The 24529-nt window shown below is 69.2% G+C and carries 17 protein-coding genes and 1 pseudogene; 7 read left to right on the top strand and 11 right to left on the bottom strand.

The window, feature by feature from the left end:
* Positions 1 to 3 precede the first annotated feature (3 nt).
* Positions 4 to 993 (bottom strand): 5-dehydro-2-deoxygluconokinase, encoded by a 990-nt coding sequence (gene iolC / locus OG289_RS06940; protein WP_327320608.1) that lies wholly within the window; start codon positions 991 to 993, stop codon positions 4 to 6.
* A 210-nt stretch (positions 994 to 1203) separates the two neighbouring features.
* Here iolC and OG289_RS06935 point away from each other — a divergent pair, with 210 nt between their 5' ends.
* Positions 1204 to 2205: a LacI family DNA-binding transcriptional regulator gene (locus OG289_RS06935; protein WP_327320607.1), complete on the top strand. Its 1002-nt coding sequence runs from the start codon at positions 1204 to 1206 to the stop codon at positions 2203 to 2205.
* 358 nt (positions 2206 to 2563) lie between these two features.
* Here OG289_RS06935 and OG289_RS06930 read toward each other — a convergent pair whose 3' ends face one another.
* The 3 genes from OG289_RS06930 to OG289_RS06920 are packed head-to-tail and all read right to left on the bottom strand — an operon-like array spanning position 2564 to position 5540.
* On the bottom strand, positions 2564 to 3454 hold the full coding sequence (locus OG289_RS06930; protein ID WP_327313115.1) for an ATP-binding cassette domain-containing protein: 891 nt from the start codon (positions 3452 to 3454) through the stop codon (positions 2564 to 2566).
* A gap of 5 nt (positions 3455 to 3459) precedes the next feature.
* Entirely contained in the window at positions 3460 to 4536 is a 1077-nt protein-coding gene (locus OG289_RS06925; RefSeq protein ID WP_327320606.1) for an ABC transporter permease, read from the bottom strand.
* Positions 4536 to 5540, bottom strand: a complete 1005-nt coding sequence (locus OG289_RS06920) for a sugar ABC transporter substrate-binding protein (protein ID WP_327313114.1) — start codon at positions 5538 to 5540, stop codon at positions 4536 to 4538. Before OG289_RS06920 ends, OG289_RS06925 begins: the two co-directional genes overlap by 1 nt.
* 1797 nt (positions 5541 to 7337) lie before the next feature.
* Between OG289_RS06920 and OG289_RS06915 the strand changes: the two genes are divergently transcribed.
* Positions 7338 to 9017 carry a hypothetical protein gene (locus tag OG289_RS06915; RefSeq protein WP_327313113.1) on the top strand — a complete coding sequence of 560 codons (1680 nt, stop codon included), beginning with the start codon at positions 7338 to 7340 and terminating at the stop codon, positions 9015 to 9017.
* Between the two features lie 741 nt (positions 9018 to 9758).
* On the opposite strand, the gene OG289_RS06910 is transcribed toward OG289_RS06915, so the two are convergent.
* A complete protein-coding gene (locus OG289_RS06910) occupies positions 9759 to 10847 on the bottom strand; it encodes a hypothetical protein (protein ID WP_327313112.1) in 1089 nt (362 codons plus the stop codon).
* A gap of 239 nt (positions 10848 to 11086) precedes the next feature.
* Here OG289_RS06910 and OG289_RS06905 point away from each other — a divergent pair, with 239 nt between their 5' ends.
* Positions 11087 to 11575, top strand: coding sequence for a hypothetical protein (locus OG289_RS06905; RefSeq protein WP_327313111.1), 489 nt, complete (start codon positions 11087 to 11089; stop codon positions 11573 to 11575).
* Positions 11576 to 11599: 24 nt separating this feature from the next.
* Positions 11600 to 11760 (top strand): annotated as a pseudogene (locus OG289_RS06900) (IS5 family transposase); the annotation flags it as partial.
* A gap of 310 nt (positions 11761 to 12070) precedes the next feature.
* On the opposite strand, the gene OG289_RS06895 reads toward OG289_RS06900, so the two are convergent.
* From OG289_RS06895 to OG289_RS06875, 5 genes are all read right to left on the bottom strand, one after another.
* Positions 12071 to 13738, bottom strand: a complete 1668-nt coding sequence (locus OG289_RS06895) for a glycoside hydrolase family 13 protein (protein ID WP_327313110.1) — start codon at positions 13736 to 13738, stop codon at positions 12071 to 12073.
* Positions 13739 to 13819: 81 nt separating this feature from the next.
* Positions 13820 to 14737 carry a carbohydrate ABC transporter permease gene (locus OG289_RS06890; RefSeq protein WP_327313109.1) on the bottom strand — a complete coding sequence of 306 codons (918 nt, stop codon included), beginning with the start codon at positions 14735 to 14737 and terminating at the stop codon, positions 13820 to 13822.
* Between the two features lie 112 nt (positions 14738 to 14849).
* A complete protein-coding gene (locus tag OG289_RS06885; RefSeq protein WP_327313108.1) occupies positions 14850 to 16058 on the bottom strand; it encodes a carbohydrate ABC transporter permease in 1209 nt (402 codons plus the stop codon).
* A gap of 52 nt (positions 16059 to 16110) precedes the next feature.
* Positions 16111 to 17358: a sugar ABC transporter substrate-binding protein gene (locus OG289_RS06880; protein ID WP_327313107.1), complete on the bottom strand. Its 1248-nt coding sequence runs from the start codon at positions 17356 to 17358 to the stop codon at positions 16111 to 16113.
* A gap of 153 nt (positions 17359 to 17511) precedes the next feature.
* Positions 17512 to 18537, bottom strand: a complete 1026-nt coding sequence (locus OG289_RS06875; protein ID WP_327313106.1) for a LacI family DNA-binding transcriptional regulator — start codon at positions 18535 to 18537, stop codon at positions 17512 to 17514.
* Between the two features lie 210 nt (positions 18538 to 18747).
* Between OG289_RS06875 and OG289_RS06870 the strand changes: the two genes are divergently transcribed.
* Entirely contained in the window at positions 18748 to 20928 is a 2181-nt protein-coding gene (locus OG289_RS06870) for a glycogen debranching N-terminal domain-containing protein (protein WP_327313105.1), read from the top strand.
* 785 nt (positions 20929 to 21713) lie between these two features.
* On the top strand, positions 21714 to 22781 hold the full coding sequence (locus tag OG289_RS06865; RefSeq protein WP_327313104.1) for a LacI family DNA-binding transcriptional regulator: 1068 nt from the start codon (positions 21714 to 21716) through the stop codon (positions 22779 to 22781).
* A 176-nt stretch (positions 22782 to 22957) separates the two neighbouring features.
* Here OG289_RS06865 and OG289_RS06860 read toward each other — a convergent pair whose 3' ends face one another.
* Positions 22958 to 23215, bottom strand: a complete 258-nt coding sequence (locus tag OG289_RS06860) for a hypothetical protein (protein WP_327313103.1) — start codon at positions 23213 to 23215, stop codon at positions 22958 to 22960.
* Here OG289_RS06860 and OG289_RS06855 point away from each other — a divergent pair.
* Entirely contained in the window at positions 23214 to 24524 is a 1311-nt protein-coding gene (locus OG289_RS06855) for a cellulose-binding protein (protein WP_327313102.1), read from the top strand. The genes OG289_RS06860 and OG289_RS06855 overlap by 2 nt on opposite strands.
* Positions 24525 to 24529 lie beyond the last annotated feature (5 nt).

Below are 24529 nucleotides of genomic sequence, written 5' to 3'. Positions count from 1 at the left end.
TCGTCACACCTTTCGCTGAGGATCGTTGGGGGCGAGGGTCGCCTCGCGGAGCTTGGTGTCGACCTCGGCCTCGGTCGGCATCGCCTCGGAGCAGGCCAGCCGGCCCGCGACGATCGCGCCCGCGGCGTTGGCGAAGGAGACGGTGCGGCGGGTGTCCCAGCCGGCCAGCAGTCCGTGGCACAGCGCCCCGCCGAACGCGTCACCGGCACCGAGGCCGTTGACCACGTCCACCGGGACAGGCGGCATCTCGGCGGCCGAACCGTCCCGGTCCATCGCGAGCACACCCTTCGGGCCCTGCTTCACCACCGCCAGTTCCACACCGGCCGCCAGCAGCGCCTTCGCGGCCGCGTACGGTTCGCGCTCCCCGGTGGCGACCTCGCACTCGTCGAGGTTGCCGACCGCGACCGTGGTGTGGCGCAGGGCCTCCGCGTAGTACGCACGCGCCTCGGACGGGTCGTTCCAGGCTGTGTCTTTCCAGAACGCCGGCCGCCAGTCGAGGTCGAAGACGGTCGGGCCCGACTTGGCCCGGTGCGCGAGGGCGGCGAGGGTGGCCGAACGGCTCGGCTCCTCGCTCAGCCCGGTCCCGGTGATCCAGAAGATCCGCGCGTCCCGTACCGCGTCCAGGTCCAGTTCACCCTCGCTGATGTCCAGGTCGGGGGCCTTGGGCGGTCGGTAGAAGTACAGCGGGAAGTCGTCCGGCGGGAAGATCTCGCAGAACGTCACCGGCGTCGGTGCGATCTCCGACGTACCCACGAAGCGGCTGTCGACCCCAAAGCCGGCCAGAGCCGTGCGCACGAACTCGCCGAACGGGTCCCGGCCCGTCTTCGTGATCACAGCGGAGGAACGGCCGTACCGGGCGGCGGCCACGGCGACATTGGTCGGGCTGCCGCCCAGGTACTTGCCGAACGAGGTGACCTCCGCCAGCCCCACGCCCGTCTGGAGTGGATACACGTCCACCCCCACGCGACCCATGGTCAGCACTTCGAACGGCATCACGCTGGTTTCCCTTTCGCGCCGGGGACCCGGGACTCTCACAGGATTCGCTGTCGCGCTCTACTAGCGCGCTCTAGTATGTGTACGATGACCCCTGTCCAAATGTCATGTCAATACCTTGTAGCTGGGAGATTTCGAGACCCCCGCCAGGGTGAGCTGCGTCGGAGGGTGAGTTCACAGGTGGATGCATCGGGCAAGCAGCGGCCCACAATGGCGGACGTCGCCGCAAGAGCGGGAGTGTCCCGGGCGCTCGTCTCGATCATCTTCCGCGGACAGCCGGGAGCGAGCGAAGAGACCCGGGAGCGGGTGCTGCGGATCGCCGACGAGATCGGCTACCACCCCGACAGCGCCGCCCGGCTGCTGGCCCGTGGCCGCAGCCGCACCCTCGGCGTGATGTTCACCGTCCATCAGGCCTTCCATACGGACCTCATCGCGGGCATCTACCCGGAGGCCGAACACCTCGGCTACGACGTCCTGCTCTCCGCCGCCACCGAGGGCCGTAGCGAAGCCAAGGCGGTCGAGGCCCTGCTCAGCCACCGCTGCGAGGCACTGATACTGCTGGGCTCCGACGCCGAGGCCGCATATCTTGACGAGCTCGGGAAACGTACGGTCGCCGTCTCGGTCAGTCGCCGCGTCCCCGGTGCCCGGGTGGACTTCGTGCACAGCGCCGAGGGCGAGGGCGTACGGCAGGCCATGGAACACCTCGTCGAACTGGGGCACCGGCGGATCGTGCACCTTGACGGCGGCCGTGGCCCCGGGTCGGCAGAGCGGCGCCGGGCCTACCGGGCGGCGATGCGTCGCCATGGGCTGGACTCCGAGGTGCGGGTGATCCCGGGCGACCACACGGAGCACTCGGGCATCGAGACCGGCCATCTGCTCCTGGCGGAACGCAACGAGGGGCAGCCTCTGCCGACAGCAGTCCTCGCGGGCAACGACCGGAGCGCGATGGGCCTGTTGATGTCCTTCACCCGGGCCGGCGTCGAGGTCCCGCGCGACCTGTCCGTCGTCGGATACGACGACAGTCACCTCTCCCATCTGATGCCGATCGGGCTGACCACCGTCCGCCAGGACGCGGTGCTCATGGCGGAGCACGCGGTCCGGTTCGCCGTGGAGCGGCTGGAGAACCCGGAGCTGGAACCTCGGGAGGCGGTACTGGACCCGAAGCTGGTGGTACGCGGCACCAGCAGTACGGCACCGGAGACGGCGACCTGAGGCGTCGGCGACCGGGGGAGACAGCGGGCGGCGACAGGACCTGCGAGGTCACACGTCGACCGAGCCGTCGTCCACTGTGCCGAGCAGGCGGCGACCACTGGTCTGTCCCAGCGGCGGTGCGACAGGTGCGGCGGTCCTTGGCCTGGAGGTGGACGGCCCGCCTTGCCGATCGGGACGGCCACCACGGCATGTCCCCCAGCAGTTGAGGCTTTTGGCCTTGCCGTGCTGGGGTGGCACCGACCGTACGCCAAACGAGATCTCGCCTTCGGCGATGTAGGCGAGGAGCCAGGACGGCCTGCATCGGCTGTGGGTAGCTGATGCGTTCGCCGTTGCCAGGACACCCTTTCGGGACATGCCGCTACAGGGCCGTGAGGTCCTTCTCCTCGGGGAGTTCCTCGACGTCGACGCCGCGGACCTGGGCCAACTCGTGTTTGAGGGCGGCGAGTTCGGTGCCGCCGGCCATGTGGTTGGTGAGTTCTTCGAGGCTGACCTGGCTGCGGTCGGCGGAGAGTTCCATGGTGCCCAGGCGCAGGACGCTGAAGTGGTCGCCGACCATGTAGGCGTGGTGGGGGTTGTGGGTGATGAAGATGACGCCGAGGCCGCGGTCGCGGGCGGCGGCGATGTACTTCAGGACCACGCCGGACTGTTTGACACCGAGGGCGGCGGTGGGCTCGTCCAGGATCAGCACGCGGGCGCCGAAGTAGACGGCGCGGGCGATGGCCACGCACTGGCGCTGGCCGCCGGAGAGGGTCCCGATGGGCTGTTCGAGGTCGTCGAGGACGATGCCCATCTCGCGCAGTTCGTGGTCGGCGGTCTTCTTCATCTTCTCGATGTCGAGACGGCGCACGGGCCAGGGGCCCTTGGTCATCTCGGAGCCGAGGAAGAAGTTGCGCCACACCGGCATCAGCGGCACGGTGGCCAGGTCCTGGTAGACCGTGGCGATGCCCTTGTCGAGCGCTTCGCGGGGGGTGGAGAAGCGCACCGGTTCGCCGTCGACGAGGAACTCGCCCTCGGTGTGCTGGTGCAGTCCGGAGATGATCTTGATGAGGGTGGACTTGCCGGCGCCGTTGTCGCCCAGGACGCAGGTCACCTTGCCGGGGTGGACCTTCAGGTCGACGCCGTGCAGGGCACGGATGTTGCCGTACGACTTGCCGGCGTTGCGCAGCTCGACGAGCGCGCGGTCGCCGTCCTCGGGGACGGTGTCCGCGATGATCGCGCCGTGCGTGCCGGTTCCGTTGCTGGTGGTCATTCGGGTCACCTCCGGGTCGCCGTGCGGCTGACCCACAGATTGATCAGGACGGCGCCGAGGAGCATCACGCCGAGGAAGGCCTTGAACCAGTCGGGGTTCCAGCCGGCGTAGACGATGCCCTGCTGCACCATGCCGAACATGAACGCGCCGAAGACCGGGCCGATCGCGCTGCCGGCGCCGCCGGTCAGCAGACAGCCGCCGATCACCGCCGCGGAGATGTAGATCAGCTCCTGGCCGACGCCCTCGCCGGACTGCACGGTGTTGAACGTGAACAGCTGGTGCATGCCGACGAACCAGGCACCGAAGCCGACCAGCATGAACAGCGAGATCTTCGTGAAGGCCACGGGCACGCCGACCGCCCGCGCGCTCTCCTTGTTGCCGCCGACCGCGAAGATCCAGTTGCCGTACTTCGTGCGCAGCAGCACCCAGGTGGCGATGGCCGCGAAGACCAGCCAGTACACGATGGTGATCTTCACCTGGACGCCGCCGACGTCGAAGGACGACGCGAAGATCTTCCTGGCCTGGCCGAAGCCGTCCATGTCGCTGATGTCGTCGGTGGCCACGTTGCCGGTGACCAGCTTGGTCACCGCGAGGTTGACGCCCTGCAGGATCAGGAAGGTGCCCAGGGTGATCAGGAAGCTCGGCAGTCCGGTCTTGACGACCATCCAGCCGTTGAGGAAGCCGATCCCGAGGGAGACCAGCAGGGCGACGATGACGCCCACCCAGACGTTCGTGGTGAGCTGGTAGCTGAGCATGCTCGCGGTGAGCGCCGAGGTGATGACGGCGACACCGGCCGAGAGGTCGAACTCGCCGCCGATCATCAGCAGCGCGACCGGCAGGGCCATGATCCCGATCGTCGACGACTGGTACAGGATGTTGGCCATCGAGCTGCCGTCACGCACCGGCGGCGCGGTGATCAGGAAGAACACGTACACCGCGACGGCGCCGAGGAAGACACCCACCTCGGGTCGGGCCAACAGCCGCAGTGCCAGGAGGCGTTGCGAAGTTCGCCCATCGGTCTCCTTGGGGCCGGGGGCCGGCGGTGCGGACACCGCCGGCTCAGCCTGCTGGGTCATGTCGATCACCGGGTGCCCTTCGCGGCGAACTGGGCGACGGCGTCGACGTTGGTCTTGTCGATGAAAGCCGGTCCGGTGAGGACGGGCGCGGTGCTGCCTCCGCTGAAGTTTCCGTTGGTCTTGTAGAGCCACAGGGCGTCGACGGCGAGGTAGCCCTGCAGGTAGGGCTGCTGGTCGACGGCGAATTCGACCTGGCCGTCCTGGACGGCCTTCACCAGGCTCTTGTTGAGGTCGAAGGTGGCGAGCTTGGCCTTGCTGGCGGCGTCGGACAGCGACTGCACGGCGGTCAGCGCGATCGGGGCGCCGAGGGTGACGACCTGGTCGATGGAGGAGTCCTGCTTGAGCTTGGCGGTGATGGTGGACTTCACGGACGGCATGTCGGTGCCGTTGACGTAGAGGATGTCCGTCTTTCCGCTGAAGCCCTTCTTCAGGCCGGCGCAGCGAGCCTCAAGGGCGACCTGCCCCTGCTCCTGGATGACGCAGAGGGCGTGCTTGGCGCCGAGCTGGTTCAGGCGCTGACCGAAGGCCTGGCCGGCGATGTTCTCGTCCTGGCCGAAGTACTCCAGCATGCCGAGCTCCTTCCAGTCGTCCACACCGGAGTTGAAGCCGACGACCGGGACGCCCGCCGCATTCGCCTTGGCCACCACGTCCTTCATGGCGTCCGGCTTGGCGGCGGTGAGCGCGATGCCGTCGACCTTCTGGTCGATCGCGTTCTGCACGAGGTTGGCCTGGTTGCCGGCGTTGGGGTCGCTGGAGTAGACGAGCTTGACGTTGTCCTTGGCCGCGGCGGCCTGGGCGCCCTTGCGAACCAGGTCCCAGAAGGTGTCGCCGGGCGACGCGTGGGTGACCAGGGCCACCGTCATACGCGGGGTGTCGGCCTTGCCCGCCGAGGCGTTCGCGCTTCCTTCTTCGGACTTCTTGCCGCCCGAGCTGCTGGAACAGCCGGCGGCGAGCAGGGTTCCGGCGAGGACGGTGGCGGTGAGGATGGCGGCTCGGTGGTGTCTGTGCATGTCCCTTGCACCTCGCTGTGCTGGTCGGGGTGGAGTCTGTGGTGGGCAGGAGCGCGTCTGACGTCGGTGGCCGGTTGACGATCACCGAGCGGGCGACACGGTGCGCGAGTGCTTTGTCCGTGCGGCACGGCGTGGCGCGTCTTTCCGGTAGTCATGGGTGCGGACCACCACTTCGCGCACTGGAGCGCTTTAGTAGCGCGCTCTAGTTGCAGAGACTATGGAACCGCCCTGCGGAGATGTCAACAGGTATGTCAGGACGTACCAACAAAGTGTTCCGACTGGAATCCCGTCGTGGATCCGGTCGCTGGGTGAGCGTCGCCGGCCGCCTGGTGCTCGTCCCGGTGAGCCAAGCTCCCAACGAGTTCCGCAGGGGAACAGCGGCATCCTGCTCGATCGGATGATCCAGGACGGTGGCGCGGGCTGTGGGTCGGCGCCGGTCGAGACGAGTGGGCCGCCCGTGCGGTGGGACTCTCCTGAATGTCGTCTGAGTCCTGGTGTGGTCTGTCTGGCGTGAGGTGAGGCCTGTGCCGGGAAGGGCCGCCACGCTCGACAGGCCCGACGCGGTGGGCGTGAGACATCGCCCGGTTTCCCGCGGCAGAACAGTTCGCGGGCGACATATCTGCCACGCTGCGTCCACCCACCTGTCGGCCATGATCGCGGAAGCGCCGCAGTCGAACGTTCCTGTACCGGAAGGCGGAGCTGCTCACCGGGCATGACTGCGATGCGTGGCTGGAGTCGCTCACCGACGGTTCCCGGCACCACATGCCCCTCAGTCGAAACCGGTTGGAGGGCGAACAGGACATCGGCGTGGGCAAGAGCGCTCGCCCCGTGCTGGGCCTGGCGGGACACCGCTGGCTGCCAACGTCGACCCACGCCGAGCGAGGGTGATCAGAGTGCGTTCGCGAGAGCGATTTGCCGCACCCCCACAGAGCGCAGAGTGCAGCGAGCAGTGCGCCGAGTTCCTCGCCGGCCTTCAAGATCGGGCGAACCCTCTCATCGAGCAGTCCATGAACGAGTGGCAGCGCGTCGGCCAAGGTGACGCATCCGAGGGCTGAACCGGGGGTTTGGTCCGTGACTGGTCCGGACGCACTGGTCAGGAGAGGTACAGCATGGGAGGAACGGGAGTTGGCGCGCCATCCGGGATCGGTCGAGAGCGGGCTGAGCGAAAGGCGCCTGACGGGTGAAAACCCAGGTCAGGCGCCATTTTTTCGTGTGTCCAGAAGAAGCCCGGCTGCTTCGGCGAGTACGACACCAGCAGGTTCTTCGTCTGTTGGGGGTCCACGCCTTGCATGTGGCTGACCTGTGGAAATAGCCTCTGCTGAAGCCGGTGGAGGGTTGCCGGCCCGGGAATGGTCCGGATCATGGTCGGGGGGCGATCCGGCTGATGTCCGTAGTCCGCTTGGGTAGGAGGCCCCAGTCCGGGTCCTCCACCGATTCCGGAGCGGTTCAGTGCATGATGTCGGCCCCCTGGTGCTGGCCCTGTCAGCGAGTTGCGCCATCCGCGCAGCGTGGTTCAACGCTGCCCCGGCGGGCGGGAGGCGAGCCGATACGGGCTTGCCGCGCGACGGCGTCAGCGCCTCGAACGAACAGCCCGGACGTCCGGTGGCGGCACGCGCGAGAGCCGGCCGACGGGCCGAGGCGGAGGCGCTGATGTGGTGCGCGATACGAGAGTCGGCGCGACGGACGGGAGAAACCCGGCCGTGACGCCTGCGCGGGTCCGCGAGTTCCAGGAGCCCTCAGGGCCACGAATTCCTCGGCGGGCTTGTACAGCGTCCGTACCGCACCGGGAAAGCCAATATGCCCCTACAGTCCTTCACCCTGCCGACCCCCGCCTCGCTGCAACCCCCAGCATCGGCAGTGCGCCGGGAACGCCGGTCGTCCGGACCGGCGAGATACCGCATCCCGCTCCTCGCCATCGCCGCCGTACTCCCCCTGTACTGGGGGTGGGATGCCGTTCTTGCGACGGACGACGGTGACCTCGCCGCGCAGTACGCGTGGGCGGGGTTCGTGGGCAGGCACCCGGTCACGCCGTACGGGCTTTTCTGGTTCGGCGGGATCCACACCGTCAACTACAGCGTCATATCACCGCACTTGATGGCACTGATCGGTGTCCGTGCTGTCTCCGTGCTGTCCGGGGTCAGCGCCACCTGGCTGCTGGCCAAGCTGCTGGAGCGCACTGTTCCCCGTGTGTCGCTGTGGCCCGCGCTGGTCGGAGCGCTGGGCCTCTGGTACAACGTCGTGCTCGGCCGCACCACGTTCGCCCTCGGTCTGGCCTTCGCTCTCGCGGGCCTGCTCGCCGTGGCCGACCGTGCGCCCCGCCCGTCCCGGCTTGCCGCCGCCGTGTTCGGGGCGCTGTTCGCGACCATGGGCAGCCCGGTGGCCGGGCTCTTCCTGCTGGTGGCGGGCGCCGGATATCTGGTCGCCCGGCAGTACGGCAAGTGTCTCGCCCTGACTCTCCCGCCCGTCGCCGTCGTCGGCTTGACGACCCTGCTGTTCCCCTTCCAGGGCGAACAGCCCATGGCCGCGGGCCGGATGATCCTGCCCGTGCTGTTGTCCGCCGCCGTGGTGTGGGCGTCCCCGCGCAAGTGGCGGGTGGTGCGGGCAGGCAGCGCCCTGTACGCCGCCGGGGTCGTCCTGACCTGGCTGGTCCCCTCGCCGATCGGCAACAACGTGGAGCGCCTCGCCCTGCTCTTCGCCCCCGCGGTGTTGCTCGCGGCCGCGCTGCACCGCCGCTCCGGAGCCACCCGGAACGGCGTACGCCGAACTCATATGCGCGCGATGGCTCTGGTGACCGCTCTCTCCGTCTCCTATCTCTGTGTGACGTCGCTGATGCATCTGCGGAGCCCGGACCCCGTTCCGGGCTGGGTCACGCACACCGACGGAGTGCTCGCCGCGCTCGCCCGCCTGGGTGCGGACCGCGGCCGGGTCGAGTTGCCGACGGATCGCGACCACCGCGGGGCCACCCTCCTCGGCCCGCACGTCGAACTGATGCGGGGCTGGAATCAGCAGTTGGACGTGGAACGGGGACGCCTGTTCTACGAGGGCGACCTCGACGGGCCGCGTTACCACGCCTGGCTGCGCAACTGGGCGGTGGGCTACGTCGTGCTGCACGACGGCCCGCCCGATCGGTCCGCGGAGCGCGAGACCGCTCTGATCAAGGAGGGACAGAACTGGCTGGAGCTCGTCTGGCACGACCGGTACTGGAAGATCTATCGCGTCCGCGACACTCTGCCGCTGGTCTCCGCCCCGGCCGAGTTGCAGCACGCGGGAGAGGCAGGGCTGACCTTGAGGATGCCTCGCGCCGGGACGAGCACCGTGCGGATCGCGTATTCGCCGTGGTTGCGGGCCGAGGGAGCGTGCGTCAGCGCGGACGGCCCGTGGACCCGGCTGACCGCGCCCCGGGCGGGCGTGTACCGACTGACCTCGGACTATGCCGCAGGGTCTGTCGACGATCGCGGCTGCCGGCCGGCAGGGTGAGGGAATTGCGTCTTCGCCGGGTACGCCTTTTATGGAGACGGACCGGCCGACGTCGTTCGCGTTCACCGGCGGGTCTCCGCAGCGGTGGGTCCCGCCATCCGCTTGCCGAGGACCTTGCCGTGCTGACCGACACCCTCGCCACCGAGCCGGCGACCGCCGTCGGTCACTCCCGCCGTCCGGGCCGAGGTAGGTCCAGAACAGGCCGATGCGGTCGAGGCCTGCGAGGACGGGCTCAAGGCGTCGCACGCCGTGGTCTCGGCCCTGTGCGGAGCAGCAGCGCTTGCAGCCCGTTGCCGTCGGCGCCGTCCAGGAAAGCCGGCGCCGGGCCGTCCAGTTCGGATGCGCAGGGCGCGGTTGCCCACGGCGGGCCGGATGCCCTTCTCGCGCCGGCCGCCCGCCGGCCGTGTGACGGGCGGCGGACGGGTCGCCGAAGCGGTGCGGCGCGCAGACGCCGGTCTGAGTAGGTGACGGTGACCCCGGGTGGGGTTGGGCGCATGCGGCGCCCGTGAGAAGGACGTGGGGAGGGTGGTCTGCTCAAACACCGGCGCGGAGGACACAGGTGGTGATGCGCTGGGCCGGCAGGCTCAGCGAGGTGGTGCCGTTGGACACGGCCGGCAGGCCGATCGCGGTCATGTTCTCGCCGGCGCCGGCGGCCGAGACGTCGCCGGACGGCAGCCGGACGGCGGCCGGACGTCCACGGACTGGGCGTTCATCCCGGTGGCCGATGGCCGGATCACCTGATCAGGCGCCCGTCGCTCCCTCGCCCTCCTCGACCAAACCGATGGCCTCCGGGAAACCGGAGGCGAACGCCTGGTGCGCGGGGTCGGTCTCCTCGCGGGCGGCCTCCCGGAAGAGGCGGATCAGCTCATGCCGGTCCTCGTCAGGCGCCTGGTTCATCCGCCTCAGCAGGGTCCCCGTCCACGCTTCGGTGATCTTGACGGCGTCATCGTCGTCGACGGTGTCCTCGCCGGCCGGCGCGATACTGCCGAGCAGAGCCATGTACGCGGCCGCGAGCACTTGAGGCCGGGTCACCGAATGACCGGCTACGGCCGGCGGTTCCTGCGCAGGGAGGCAGAGTTCGTCGGGAAGTTCCAGCAGCGACCGGTCTGCCTTCCAGAAGCCTCTGTACACCATGTCCTGGCTGTGCATCGCTCCAGCCAGCCTGCGGAAGACGCGGGCGAATTCCTGCCGGTCGTCGTCCGCCAGACGGTGCAGACCGTCCTGCACGATCCGGATGCCCCGTCCGGTGAGTCGTGCCTTGCCCTCCACGCTGATACCGGCCGGCTCACCGGAATCGTCCCCCCTCGGATCGGGGGAACGGATGGCGGCGATGAGACCGAGTACACCCTCTGTGAGGATGTACTCGATGAACCACTGTCTCGGCCGGCGGCCCGCGACGTAGGTTCCCGGGGCCAGGTCGTTGAGTTCGACCGCGTCACGGGTGCGGAAACCGGCAAGCGTGAGCACGCTTTTGATCGTCTCGTCCATGAGTGAACCGACTCGCGCACCGTGCTCGATCACAGGTTCCCGGAGATCGAGCCTGTCCGGCTCCATGAATTCGAGGACAGCCTCGGTCAGGGATTCACCGGCGTTCCAGCTGACGTGGACGCCGCCTGCCGGACCCTCAATGGTGTCGACGGAAACGCGCGCGCCGACCTGCCTGTCGGCCAGGGTGTTGGGGTGTTGCACGTAAGCGGGGAGACCGGCGTGTTGCAGCTCTCGGCATACCGTCTCCGCCAGTGCGTGCCACTCGGCGATGACTTCTTCTGGAGCGTGTGGAATGCCATTTTCTTCAGCATTTGCACGCTTCTGGGGATCAATGTACGTCAAGGGGTCTCCTGAGGGAGCCGTCCGCAGCGAAGGGCATTCGGACTGTCGATTCTCCCATTCACAGATCAAGCCTCCTGCCGGCGTGACGAACAGCGCAAGATCACGGATGTCGGAGGCCCCGCCGGGACGGAAGTGTCGGCGGGGCCTGACAGCGGCTGGATCACCGATCCCGGTCATTCATGCCTCTGTGTGGATTATCCAGGTGTGGGCCGGCACGAGAAGGTGCCAGAGTCACCGTCGTGACCTTGATGAACGTGCTCGTCGACTTCGCCCGGACCGGCCGTATCGGCCCGCTTCACTGCGGCATGCCGCTGACCGAGGCCGAGGATCTCCTGGGTCCGGGACGCCCGCACCCCGCTATCCGGTTGAGACCGGACATCGACGGCTACCCCTACGCTTGGAACGGCCTGGAGCTGGTCATCACCCAACGCCTTGTAAGCGGAATCTGGATCATGCTCCGGCCGGGCTCGACGACCAAGTTGCCGCCCCTCGTCTTGCCAGACTCGGAGTCCTACCCGTCCACAGTGCTCCGAGAAGACCTGATCGATGGCCTTGACGCAGTCGACTGCCGCCACGACGTCAACGACCGCCTCACGTTCGGAGAGCAATCCAGCATCCTTACCCAACCCGCCAACGTCTGCGCGGTGTTCGTCACGCCTGGCCGTGACGACCATGTGCCCCATCGTGAACGCCTCTATCTCGGCGTGATCCACAAGCACACCACTTGACATCCTTCATTCCACAGAACGCCCTGGGAAACGGTCTACGGATACCTCGCGAAACGGCAGAAGAGCGGGGTGTCCACCCAGCTCAGCGGCCTGATGCGGGGACTCGACCGGGAGAAGGAGGGGCGGGACGCCCAGCGTCGGCCTGCGTGATCGACGCGCAGAGCGTCAAGACCTCCACCAGCGTCATGGAATTCGTCCAACGCACCCCCGGGACCGGGGGATTCACCCCGCTCCCCAAACGCGGGAGACGCGGTGGCGGCAGAAGCTGCGCGCGGTGCGAGGCCGCTACCGCGTTCCAATTCGGCTCCGCACAGCCTTGGGAGAGAAGCAGAACCGACGCCGGCCCGTCCTCGTCCCCGGCAACTCCCGCGGGCTCCCAAAGATGGACCAGGGCCCGTCCGGTCGGCGGGAAGTGAACACCGGACAGGCCCTGGCGTATGCGGGCGCGACCGGGCGCGCGGGGGAGGTCGGCCGCAGTGGTCTCCTCGCCGTCTGTCAGTCCAGATGCAGCAGGACCGCGGTGTCGGGCGGCAGCATCCCGTCCTTGCCAAGAGGCACTGAGGCGAGGAGGAGGCTGCCGGTGTCGGGGAGCGGGATCGACCGGTCGGAGAGGTTGATCGCGCACAGCAGACCGTTGCCACGTTCGAAGAGGAGCGTGCCGGCCGGGCTGTCCAGCCAGCGGAACTCCTCGCCCCGCAGGTCGGAGTGGGTGCGGCGTAGGCGCAGGGCGGAGCGGTAGAGCTGGAGCATGGAGTTGCGGTCGGCCTGGTTGGCTTCCGCGGTGTAGAACTTCCAGTCGTCGGGCTGGGGGAGCCAGGGCGTGGCGGACACCAACGTGCCGAAGCCGAAGGGTGGGGTGTCGCCGGTCCAGGGGAGGGGGACGCGGCAGCCGTCGCGGCCTCGGATCGTGTGGCCGGAGCGTTCCCAGGTGGGGTCCTGAAGGGCCGATTCGGGGAGGTCTTCGACCTCGTACAGGCCGAGTTCCTCGCCCTGGTAGATGTACGCGCCTCCGGGCAGGGCCAGCATCAGCAGGGCCGCCGCTCGGGCTCGGCGGGTGCCGAGGGCGAGGTCGGTGGGGTGGCCCTGGTCGCGCGTCGGGGTCGTCACGCCGGTGTGGGCGCGGCCGTAGCGGGTGACGTGGCGGGTCTCGTCGTGGTTGGAGAGGACCCAGGTGGCGGGGGCACCGACTCTCGCCAGATCGGTGATCGTGCGGTCGATCACCTCCCTCAACTTGTCCGCCTCCAGGGCGCACTTGAGGAAGTCGAAGTTGAAGGCGGTGTGGAGTTCGTCGGGGCGGAGGTAGTCGGGCATGCGGCCGGGGCGCACGTGGGCCTCTGCGACGAAGACGCGGGGGTCGGGGTAGCTGTCTGCGATGGCCCGCCAGCTGCGGAAGATGTCGTGGACACCGTCGCGGTCCCAGTGCGGGTGGTTGTCCTGGCCCTCGCCGGCGATGACGGAGAACTCTGGCAGGCCGAGGTCCGGGAGGGCCGGGTCCTTGACCATGCCGTGGGCGACGTCGATGCGGAAGCCGTCGACGCCCAGATCGAACCAGAAGCGCAGGATCGACTCGAACTCGGCCCGGACCTCGCCGTTGTCCCAGTTCAGGTCGGGCTGTTCGGGGGCGAAGAGGTGGAGGTACCACTGGCCGTCCGCCGTGCGGGTCCAGGTGGGGCCGCCGAAGGCCGCGTGCCAGTCGTTGGGGGGCTCGCTGCCGTTTTCCCCCCTCCCCTCGCGGAAGACGAACCGCTCCCTTTCCGGCGAGCCGGGTGCCGCCGCCAGCGCCTCCTGGAACCAGGCGTGCTGGTGGGACGTGTGGTTCGGGACGATGTCCAGGATCACCCGCAGGCCCAGCTCGTGGGCCTCGGTGATCAGCTTCCGGGCCTCGTCGAGTGTGCCGTAGGCGGGGTGGATGTCGCGGAAGTCGGAGACGTCGTAGCCGCCGTCGGCCAGCGGGGACGGATACCAGGGATTGATCCAGATCGCGTCGACACCGAGGTGGGCCAGGTACCGCAGGCGGGAGCGGAGGCCGGCGATGTCGCCGGTTCCGTCACCGTCGCCGTCGGCGAAGCTGCGTATGTACACCTGGTAGATGGCCGCGGTGCGCCACCAGGAGTCGGTCGCGGCGTCCCTTGTGACGTCGTTCGTGGGGGGCGGGTTGTTCATGTGGCTCGGTCCTGTCGGAGGGGGTGCGTGGTCCACACCGCCCGCGCATTGATCACAACGGATTTCGGGTGCCTCGCCCGGCTACCCCTTGGTCGCGCCTGCCGTCCCGCCTCGGACGAAGTGCCGCTGGAAGGCGAAGAACACCAGGGCCACGGGGATGGTCATGAGCAGGGTCGCCGCGAGCTTGATCGGGTACTGGTTGCCCAGGCCGAGCTGGCCGGAGACGAGTGAGGCGACCCCGGATGTGAGGGTGTTCAGTTCCGGGCTCTGCCGGGACACGATGAAGTGCGGCAGTTCGTTCCACGATCCCTGGAACGACAGGATCGTCAGGGTGATGAGGGCCGGCCGGGCCATCGGAAGGACGATGGACCAGAATATCCGGAAGGTGTTCGCGCCGTCGATCCGGGCTGCTTCCTCGACGCTGACGGGGATCGACTCGAAGAACTGCTTCATGATGAACACCCCCGCGGCGTCGGCGAGGAGCGGGACGATCATGCCCGAGTAGGAGTCGTACATCCCGAGCTGGTTGAGGACGAGGAATTTCGGGATGAGCAGGACGACGCCGGGCACGGCCATGACGGCGATGACGGCGGCGAACAGTGCGCCCCGGCCGCGGAAGCGCAGCCGGGCCAGTGCGTATCCGGCCAGGGAGTCGAAGAACACGCGGCCCGCGGTGACGAAGAGCGAGACGACGACGGAGTTGGCGAACCAACGCGGATAGTCCGCTTCGGCGAGTCGGCTGAACGCTGCTGTCGTGAAGTGCTGCGGCCACAAGGACAGCGGGTGGCCGGTGGCGTCCGCGTCGGTCTTGAAGCTCGTCGCGAGCTGGATGAGGAACGGGTAGATGTAGAGGAGCGCGATGGCGACGAGGGCGGTGTAGCCGAGCGCACGGGTGAGACCGCTGCCGTGGCGTGTGCGCTTGCCTGCGCTGCGGGTTGGGGGTGTGTCGTCTGCGTGCGCTGCGCTGTCTGCGTCGGCGAGCTTGTGCTGTGGGCTCATCGCGTGCCTCTGTTGTGGACGTCGGCTGTGGCCGCCGGGGCGGCTGCGGTGGTGGGCGCGGTTGCGCCGGTTCCGGGTCGGGCGGGGTGGGCCGTCGCGGCGGTCCGGGTCATCAGGTCGCCTCCGTGGCAGGGCCGGACCCGGAGCGGGCCGCTTTCGCCGCGCGCCGTGTGGCGGCCCTGGCGCGGGCCTCGTCCTTGTCGCGCAGCACGAACCGCTGGAGGAGCGTCATCGCGACGATGATTGCGAAGAGGATGAAGGCGATGGCGCTGCCCTGTCCCCACTCGTTGTCGATGAACGAGGACTGGTACGACAGGAACGCGGGAGTCATCGTCGTCTTGCCCGGTCCGCCCCGGGTCATGACGTAGATCTGGTCGAAGACCTGCCAGGTGCCGATGAGTCCGAGGGTCAGGACGAGGAAGAGGGTCGGTTTGAGCATGGGCAGTGTGACGTGGCGGAACCGTTGCCAGCGCCCGGTGCCGTCGATCTCGGCGGCCTCCTCGACCTCGAGCGGGATGTCCTGGAGCGCGGCGAGGAACATGAGCATGAACGTGCCCGCCGTCGTCCACACGACCAGGGTGATGATCGCGCACATGGCCACGCTGGGGCCGGAGAGCCAGTCCCACAGGGACAGACCACCCACGGTGGTGTCGACGAGTGCGGACGGCGGCGCGTCGTTGTTCACACCGAAGGTGCCGAGGGCGAGATGGACGATGCCGCGTGGATCGGCGAACCAGGCCGGTCCGTCGACTCCGATCTTCGCCAGCAGGGCGTTGACGACACCGCTGGAGGAGAAGATGAACAGGAAGACGACCGAGATCGCGACCGAGCTCGTCACCGACGGGAAGTAGTAAGCGGTGCGGAAGAATCCCTTGCCCTTCAGGCGTCGTCCGTTGACCAGGAGCGCCAGGCCCAGCGCGAGCGCGGTCTGCAGCGGGACGACGAAGAGCACGTAGTAGCCGTTGTTGCGCAGGCTCATCATGAAGTCGCTCTGCGTCAGACCGGGCTCGGTGACCAGCGGCGCGTAGTTCTGCCCGCCGACGAAGTGCACGCCTGAGGACAAGGGGCTGCCCTGGCCGTTCCAGTCGGACAGGCTCACCCAGAGCGCCATGAGGATCGGCACGACCAGGAAGAGTCCGAGTACGACGAGGACGGGTGAGACGAACAGCCAGCCGGCGAGACCTTCCCGGCCTCGGATACCGCCGCGGGGGGCTCGGTCACGGCGGCCTCGGCCCCTGCGGGCCTTTGCGGCGGCTGCAGTCCGGGCCGCCTCCGGGCCGCTGCCCGGGCCCTGTGCGGGCCCGGGATTCGGTTCACTCATCGCAGGTTCACTCTCGCTTTGTTCGCGTCCGGGTGGTGCGGGTGGTCCCGGGTTACTGGACTACGACCGCCTGCGCGTTCTTCTGAAGCCGCGCGAGGATCTGCTTCGGGTCGGCGTCGGGCAGTGACTGAAGGCCGGTGTCGAAGTCGGCGAGCACCTGGTCGATCTTCGCGACGTTCACCGGGGCCTGGGCGTACGCGGCGCCGTCGATGAACGCCTTGTCCTGCGGGAACTGGGCGACGTAGTCGGCCTGGGCGGACTGCCGCGACGGCATCACGCCGATCGCCTCGGCGAAGGTCAGCTCGGCGTTCTTCGAGGTCATCGCCCTGACGAAGTCGATGGCCGCGGCCTTGTGCTTGCTCTTGGCCGCTATGCCCCAGCACTGGGTGAAGGCGAGTGTGCCCTTGCCGGCGGGACCGGCCGGCAGCGGGACCGTCTTGTACTTGACGCCCGGGTAGTCGCTCTTCATGGCGCCGGCGATCCAGTTGCCCTCGATCGTCATGGCGGCCTTCTGCTTGCCGAAGGCTTCGCCCGGCCAGCCGGAGTCGAGCTGCTTGGGGTACTTGGCCGAGCCGTCGGCGAGCAGCGACCGGACGAACTTCAGGGCCTTGAGGTTCTCGGGGGAGTCCGCGGTGACCTTGGTGGCGTCCTTGTTCGTCACCCATCCGCCGGCCTGGACCATGAAGGCGCCGATCCGGTCGCGCGTGTCGCCGAGTGCGAGGCCGACCTGCTTGCTCGTCGTCAGCTTCTTCGCCACGGACGCCAGTTGCTCCCACGTGGTGGGGATGTCGGCGTCGGTCAGGCCGGCCTTCGCCCACGCCGTGGTGTTGATCTGCAGGCCGAGCGTGGAGAAGTCCTTGGGGACGCAGTAGAGCTTGCTGTCGTAGGTGAAGGCCTGCCGGAGAGCGGGGTAGAAGTCGTCCTTTCCCTCGAAACTGTCGCCGTACGGTTCGAGACTGCCGGCGCTCGCGTACGTCGCGAAGCGAGCGGCGTCGACGTAGAAGACGTCCGGCGGGTTGTTCGAGGCGAAGCCCTGGCCGAGCTGCTGGTCGATGTTCTGTGCCTGGGTGACGGTCGCCTTGTTGCCGGACTTCGTCCCCCATGCGCTGGCCGCGTCCGTGACTGCCTTCATCTCGGCGTCGCCGCTGGCGGCGACGAGGACCTTGATCGACGCGGGGCCCGACGACGCCTGGCTGTCCGCCTTGTCTTTGTCGTCGAACCCACTGCCACCACAGGCCGACAGGCTGAGCGACAGCAGGGCGACGCCACCAACAGCCCAGCGAGTACGCGGATTTCTCATGATAAATCTCCTTGTGCAGGCCGGCTTGACGCGCCGGTGGTGGAGGGGACCGCATCCCGTCGCCGCAGTGGGGCTGTGAGCGGGATCGCGGGTGTTGGCCGAGCGGGCTGAGCCGCTTGGCAGGGGGAGAAGGTTCGGGTGCGGCGGTGCGGCTCAGCCGCTCGCGCGGACGACGAGCCGGGGCGGCAGCAGGACCGGGGCGGGCGGGATGGCCGGGGGTTCGGGAGTCGCCAGCAGTTCCTGGAGCATCCGCAGGCAGGCGGCGGCGGCCTCGTCGTAGGGCTGTGCCACGCTGCTCAGGCCGACGACCCCTGCGGTCGGGGAGTCGTCGAAGCCGACCACCGCGACGTCGGCCCCCGGACGCAGTCCACGCGTGGTGATCTCGGTCCAGGCCCCGAGGGCCAGCGAGTCGCTCGCACAGACGATCGCGGTCGGTGGAGTGGGCAGGTCGAGCATCGCCGCGGCAGCCTCACGGCCGGTGTCGAGCCCGTCGGGGACGCCCGCGTCGTAGCCGGCAGGGGTGTCGATCCCGGACACGGCGAGGAGGGCGGACCAGCCGCCGCGCCGGTCGTCACCTACCTCCAGACCCTCCGGCCAGCCGAGGAAGGCGATCCGCCGGTGGCCGGTCTCGATGAGGTGCCGGGTCGCGGCAAGAGTCCCTTGCGCGCCGTCGACATCGACCCAGCCATGCCGTTCAGGGGCCTCGGGTTCAGCCCCCCAGGGCCGGCCGAAGGTCACGAAGGGCACCCGGCGCTCGGTCAGCCACGCCGTCCGGCGGTCGCCGGCGTGAGTGGCGTGCAGGACGAAGGCATCGAGGTCGTGATCGTCGAGAAGCTGCTCGTACAGGGAGCACTCGTGGTCGTCGTCGGTCGCCGTGAACACCACGACCCGATAGCCGGCCTCCTGGGTACGGGCGGTCAGCGACTGGAGGAACTGGGCCAGGACGGCGCCGTTGACGCCATCGCGCAGCGGCTCGATGCGGGCGCCGATCAGACGTGAACGCCGGGTCCGCAGCGTCCGTGAAGCCTGGTTCGGGCGGTAGTTGAGTTCCTTGATGGCGGCCTGCACGCGGGCCAGGGTCTCCGGTCGCACCCGGTGCGGAGCGTTGATGACGTTGGACACGGTCTGTGTCGACACGGAGGCATGCCGCGCCACGCTCTCGAGTGTTACTCGCGCCATCGCGATGCCACCTCCACAAGTTCACTGCGCCGCAGCGTATCCGCCGTTGCGGCACCGCGGTGCGTCGCCGTCCGCTTGGATTTGAACGTTAAATTTAGCGTTCCAATGGGTTACTGTGGCGATCGGCGCCCGGGCTGTCAAGAGTCGGCGCAGTCACGAATCGCCCTCACAAACCGCCCACGAGACACGAGGGCACCGGACGGAGCTTCCATGACTTCACCCGAGCGGCAGCCGCTCCTGCACGACCTCTCGGTCACCCTCGCCGCCCCGACGGTCGTCCTGTCCCGGCCGGACGGCAACCTCGACGCCGCCGCACCCGGGGCCGCCGTGCACGGGCTCTTCCACGCCGACGTACGCGCGGTGAGCCTGCTGCGCGTGACGCTGCGCCCCGATGTCGCACCGTCCGGCGAGCATCCCGGGGAGGCCCCTTCCGTTGCCGGCGGCGATGGCGGGGGCTCAGCCGAGAGCGCGGGCGAGGGCTGGCTGCCGGTCGTCGCGGTCATGAACGCGACGGACGGACCGGGCCGCAGCCGTTTCGTCGGCCTGGCCCAGGCGCTCGGCGACGCCGTTCCCGACCCGACCGTCCGGGTCGACCGACGGCGCACCGTCACTCCCGGCGGGCTCACCGAACAGCTCACCGTCCGATCCACCGCGACGACGCCGGTGCATCTCGCCGTCCGGGTCGAAGTCGCCGGGGACCTCGTGACACTGGATCACACCAAGGCGGGCCTGGCGCCCCGGTCTCCCGCCAAGCCGACGAGCGAACTGTCCTCCGGCGACGGCGTGTTGCACTGGGGCGACGGGGCCGTCGAGGTCGCCGTCAGCGCCCCCGGCGCGACGCCCGACGCCGAGCGTTCCACGCTGACCTGGACCCTCACGCTCAAGCCCGGCGAGAGCACCGACCTGCACCTGGCCGTCGACGTCTCGGAACCCGACGCGGTCGTCACGGCCGCAGACTTCCGGCCCACCTGGCAGCGTCCGGATGTCACCGCGGACGACCGCCGCCTGCCCGCCCTCGTCGCGCAGAGCCTGGACGACCTCCACGCGTTGCGCATGGCGACGGCCGCATCGCCCGGCGACACCTTCCTCGCCGCGGGTGTCCCGTGGTTCTTCACGCTCTTCGGCCGGGACAGTCTGTGGGCCGCACGGATGCTCCTGCCCCTGGGCACCGACCTCGCACTGGGCACCCTGCGCACCCTGGCCGCCCAACAGGGCACCCGCACCGATCCGGCGGCGGAGGAAGAGCCGGGCAAGATCCTCCACGAGATGCGGCGCGGGGTTTTCGACGACGGCATGGGCCTTCGCCTGCCACCGGTCTACTACGGCACGGTCGACGCGACCCCCCTGTGGATCTGCCTGCTCCACGACGCATGGCGCTGGGGCCTGCCCGCCGCCGACATCGAACCGCTGCTGCCCGCGCTCAAGGCGGCCCTCGGCTGGATCGACGCCGCAGCCCGGGCCGGTGACGGGTTCCTCTCCTACATCGACCACACCGGCACCGGCCTGGCCAACCAGGGCTGGAAGGACTCCGCGGACGCCGCCCGGTTCGCCGACGGTCGCCTCGCCGAGGCTCCCCTGGCTCTCGCCGAAGTACAGGGCTACGCCTACGAGGCGGCCCTCGCCGGGGCGGCACTCCTCGACGCCTTCGGACTGCCCGACGGCGAACACTGGCGGACCTTCGCGGCCGACCTCGCCGACCGGTTCCGCGCCCGGTTCTGGGTCTCCGACCGGCACGGGCCCTACCCCGCCATGGCACTCGACGGCTCGGGCCGCCCCGTCGACTCCGTCACGAGCAACATGGGCCACCTCCTGGCCACCGGCATCCTCAACGCCGACGAGACCGCCGCCGTCGCCGCACGACTCGCCGCCCCGGACATGTCCGACGCCTACGGACTGCGCACGATGTCGTCCCGGTCCGGCGGCTTCGGCCCGCTGCGCTACCACTGCGGCGCCGTCTGGCCGCACGACACCGCCATCGCCGTCACCGGCCTCGCCCGCACCGGACATCCCGAAGCCGCCGCCCGGCTCATCGAGGGCATCCTCGACGCGGCGCCGGCCTTCGACTACCGGCTGCCGGAACTGTGGGGCGGCGACACACGCGCCGACACCCCCGCCCCGGTCCCCTACCCGGCCGCCTGCAGGCCACAGGCCTGGTCGGCCGCATCGGCCATCGCCCTCATGACCGCGCTGACCGGGCTGGAACCCGACGTACCCGCCGGCCGCCTCCACCTCCGGCCGACCGGCCCACTCCCCGTCGGCGCACTCACCCTCCAAGGGCTCACCGTCGGGGGAGGACGGCTCGACGTGACCATCGGCTCCGACGGGCGGATCGAGTCGGTTTCGGCACCTGCGGGACTGGTCGTCGAGGATCACGCGGCCTCGCGGTCCTGAGGCTCCCGGCCGACCGGTGCTCCAACCGGAACCGGCAGAGCGAGCTCGGACACGCTCTGCGCGGACACGGTGGCGACGGCCACAGAGGCTCTGCCCCGAGCACCGGGGCGGAGCCTCTGCGTGTCGGAAGGGGAATCCGCTGCGGGCGGGTTCATGACCCCTTTCCGAGCTGGGGCGACCGCCCGGCATGGTCGGACGGTTGTTGTCCAACGGCGGATTCGGGACGCGTTCGGGACGCAAGGACAGGAGCGGACCGGCACGGACGAAGGGATGCCGACCCGGCTCACCAGCTCTGAGCAGCGAGAACGTCATGGACTGCTCGATGTGCCGACCGCGTCGTCCATGCGGACGCCCGGCAAGGCGCCGGGGCTCCCGCGCTCCATGACGGCGGGCCAGGACGGCGCCCCGATCACCACCACGGATGCCGATGGATACGTCACATCACCGATGCGGACAGGAATCGCGCCCGCGCGAGGTCAAGGGAGTCCGGGATGAGCCAAGGCCGGCTCGCTGCGCGGGGAGACCGGGACTTCGCCGGCCGTCCGTGCCGGAGGCCACAGCGTCGACGGATCGTCCATGCCGGACGGTGCGGGGCTCGGCCGGAGTGCGGCCGGAATGCGAGCGGTGAAGGAAAGTTTCGCTGCATGCGGCGGAGAAATTAACATGAAGATGGGTCCGAGGCCACAGGTTCGTCGGTAAGAGATGCGAGAATGGCCGTGGCGCACCCATACGCCACTGCTCAACCGGCTCACGCGTCAGGCCCTTGGCCGGGCGCGAGCGGTTCGATGATCGGGAAGGCGACCTTGGCGGACCATGCAGTTGACGGGCCGGTGGACAAGGACGGCGGGCAGGGCGACACTTCCCGGCCGGTCACCATCGCGTACATCGCCGAGTCGGCGGGGGTTTCGGTCCCGACCGTGTCCAAGGTGATCAACGGCAAGTCGGGGGTCTCCGCGGACACGCGCGCGCGGGTCGAGGAACTGGTCAACAGGTACGGCTACCACAGGCCCACGGGCGCCAACCGGAACAACGTCGTGGAACTCGTGTTCCGCGAGCTCAAGCACATGTGGGCGATCGAGATCATCCGCGGCGTCGAGCGGGTGGCCCGCCGGCATCGCGTGGGCGTCATGGTGTCCGAGTTCGGGCTGCACGAAACCGACCCGCCCACCTGGGACGACACCGTCTTCCGACGTCCGAACTGCGTCTTGTCCGTGGCCCAGCTCTCCGAGGCCGAGCGCGCGCAACTGAAGGCGAAAGGCATCCCGTTCGTCGTCTTCGATCCCGCCACGGAGCTGCCGGACGACGTTCCGTTCGTGGGCGCCACCAACTGGTCCGGCGGCCGGGCCGCGACCCGCCACCTCACCGAACTCGGGCACCGGCGCATCGCCATGATCGGCGGCCCTCAGGATCAGCTGTACTGCTGCGCCCGGATGGACGGATACCGATCCGCGATGCAGGCCGCGGGCCTGCCGGTCGACCCGGAACTGGTCGTGCACGCGCCGCTCACGCAGGAGGACGGCTGCGTAGTGGCACGTTCCCTGCTAACCCAACCCGACCGACCGACCGCGATCTTCGCCGCCAACGACCTGCAGGCGCTCGGCGTCTACCAGGCGGCACGCGAGGCCGGCCTGCGCATCCCCGACGACCTGAGCGTCGTCGGTTTCGACGACCTGCCGGTCGCGGCCTGGGTGGACCCGCCCCTGACCACCGTCCACCAGCCCCTGACCGAGATGGCCGCAGCCGCGACCGAGCTCGCGCTCACGCTCGGTCGCGGCGAGGAGGCGCCCCAGGTTGGGTTGGAGATCGCGACGACCCTGACGGTCCGGGACAGCACGGCACCGCCCAAGAGCTGATTTCGCAGGGCCGATCTCCACGTCACCCACCGCGTTGACGCCCGCGGCAGGCGGCGCGTCGGCTGCCCTGGCGCCTGGCGCCTGGCGCGTCCGACGCGTTCCGCGTGGGAAGAGGCTTGCGGGGCCATTGACCACTGGGGTGCCCGTCGATAGCCTCCGCTGGAAACTATCCGGCTCTAGTGACGAAACTTTCGCACGGGCAGCGGTACCAGGCCAACGGGCAGCCCGCTGACCGTGCTGCCCGTCTCGATTCCGCCTGCCTCGGTCGTCATTCCGTCGGAGGAGCTCATGCGCAGGTTGATCAACAGGTACCGCGCCCGCTTGATCGGGCCGGCCGTTGCTGTGTCGCTGGCCACGGCCGGCTCCGGCACAGCTGCTCCGCCGTCGGCGTCGGCCACTGCCGCCGCGGTCACCGCGTCGGTGTCGGTCGACATGGGCCGCGCGCTGGCGAAGATCCCGGCCACCGGCGTCGGCATGAACGTCGCGGTCTACGACGGCAACATGAACCACCCCGCCGTTCCCGGGCTGCTCAAGGACGCCGGCACCGGCATGGTCCGCTACCCGGGCGGCAGCTACGCCGACGGCTACCACTGGCAGACGCACACCGTCGAGGGCGGCTACGTCGCGCCCAACACGGAGTTCGACACCTTCATGGGCACCGTTCGCGCCACCGGCGCGCAGCCGATCATCACTGCCAACTACGGATCGGGCACGGCCGACGAGGCTGCGGCCTGGGTGCGGTACGCCAACGTGACCAAGGGCTACGGCGTGAAGTACTGGGAGATCGGCAACGAGGTCTACGGCAACGGCCTGTACGGCGCGACGTGGGAAACCGACCACCATGCCAGTAAGGCCGCCACGACGTACGCGACCAACCTCGTGCAGTACGCCACGGCCATGAAGGCCGTCGATCCGACCATCAAGATCGGCGCGGTGCTGACCACCCCGGGGGCGTGGCCGGACGGCATCACCGGGCCCGGTGACTCGATGGACTGGAACCACACGGTCATGTCGATCGCCGGATCGAAGGTCGACTTCGTGATCGCGCACCACTACCCGATCGGCAGCAGCCAGTCGGACCTGCTGGGCAAGCCCCAGGCCGAGATCCCGAACATGGCCGCCACGCTGCGGTCGCTGATCAACCAGTACGCCGGGAGCAACGCGCCCAACGTGGGCATCGCGGTGACGGAGGTCAACGCCAACGCCTACAAGAACACCTCCCCGAACGGGCTGTTCGCGCCGGACGAGTACCTGACCTGGATGGAGAACGGCGCGTTCACCGTCGACTGGTGGAACCTGCACAACGGCACGGACTGCAGCCACGTGACGACGGTCGAAGGTGCCTCGGACTACGACGACGGAGGAATACTATCCAGCGGTGCCTCGTGCGAGCCGCCGTTGAACACGCCCTTCCCGCCCTACTACGGCACCCGGATGATCACCAAGCTGGGTGCGCCGGGGGACACGCTGGTCCGGGCCACCGGCTCGACACCGCTGGTCTCCGCACACGCCGTGCGACGGGCAGGCGGCGATTTGAGCGTCATGCTCATCAACAAGGACCCCGCCAACGACGCGACCGTCACCCTGTCCTACAGCGGGTTCACCCCCTCCTCCGCCACCCCGACCGTGTACTCGTACCTGAAGAACGCCACGTCCATCGGCTCCACTACGGCGGGCAGCGCGACCCGCCAGACCGTACCGGCCTACTCCATCGTGGTCGTCCAGCTCCACCCCGCCCGCTGAACCAG

It is taken from the genome of Streptomyces sp. NBC_01235 (assembly GCF_035989285.1).
Lineage (GTDB): Bacteria > Actinomycetota > Actinomycetes > Streptomycetales > Streptomycetaceae > Streptomyces.
This window is presented reverse-complemented; position numbering and strand designations above follow the sequence as displayed.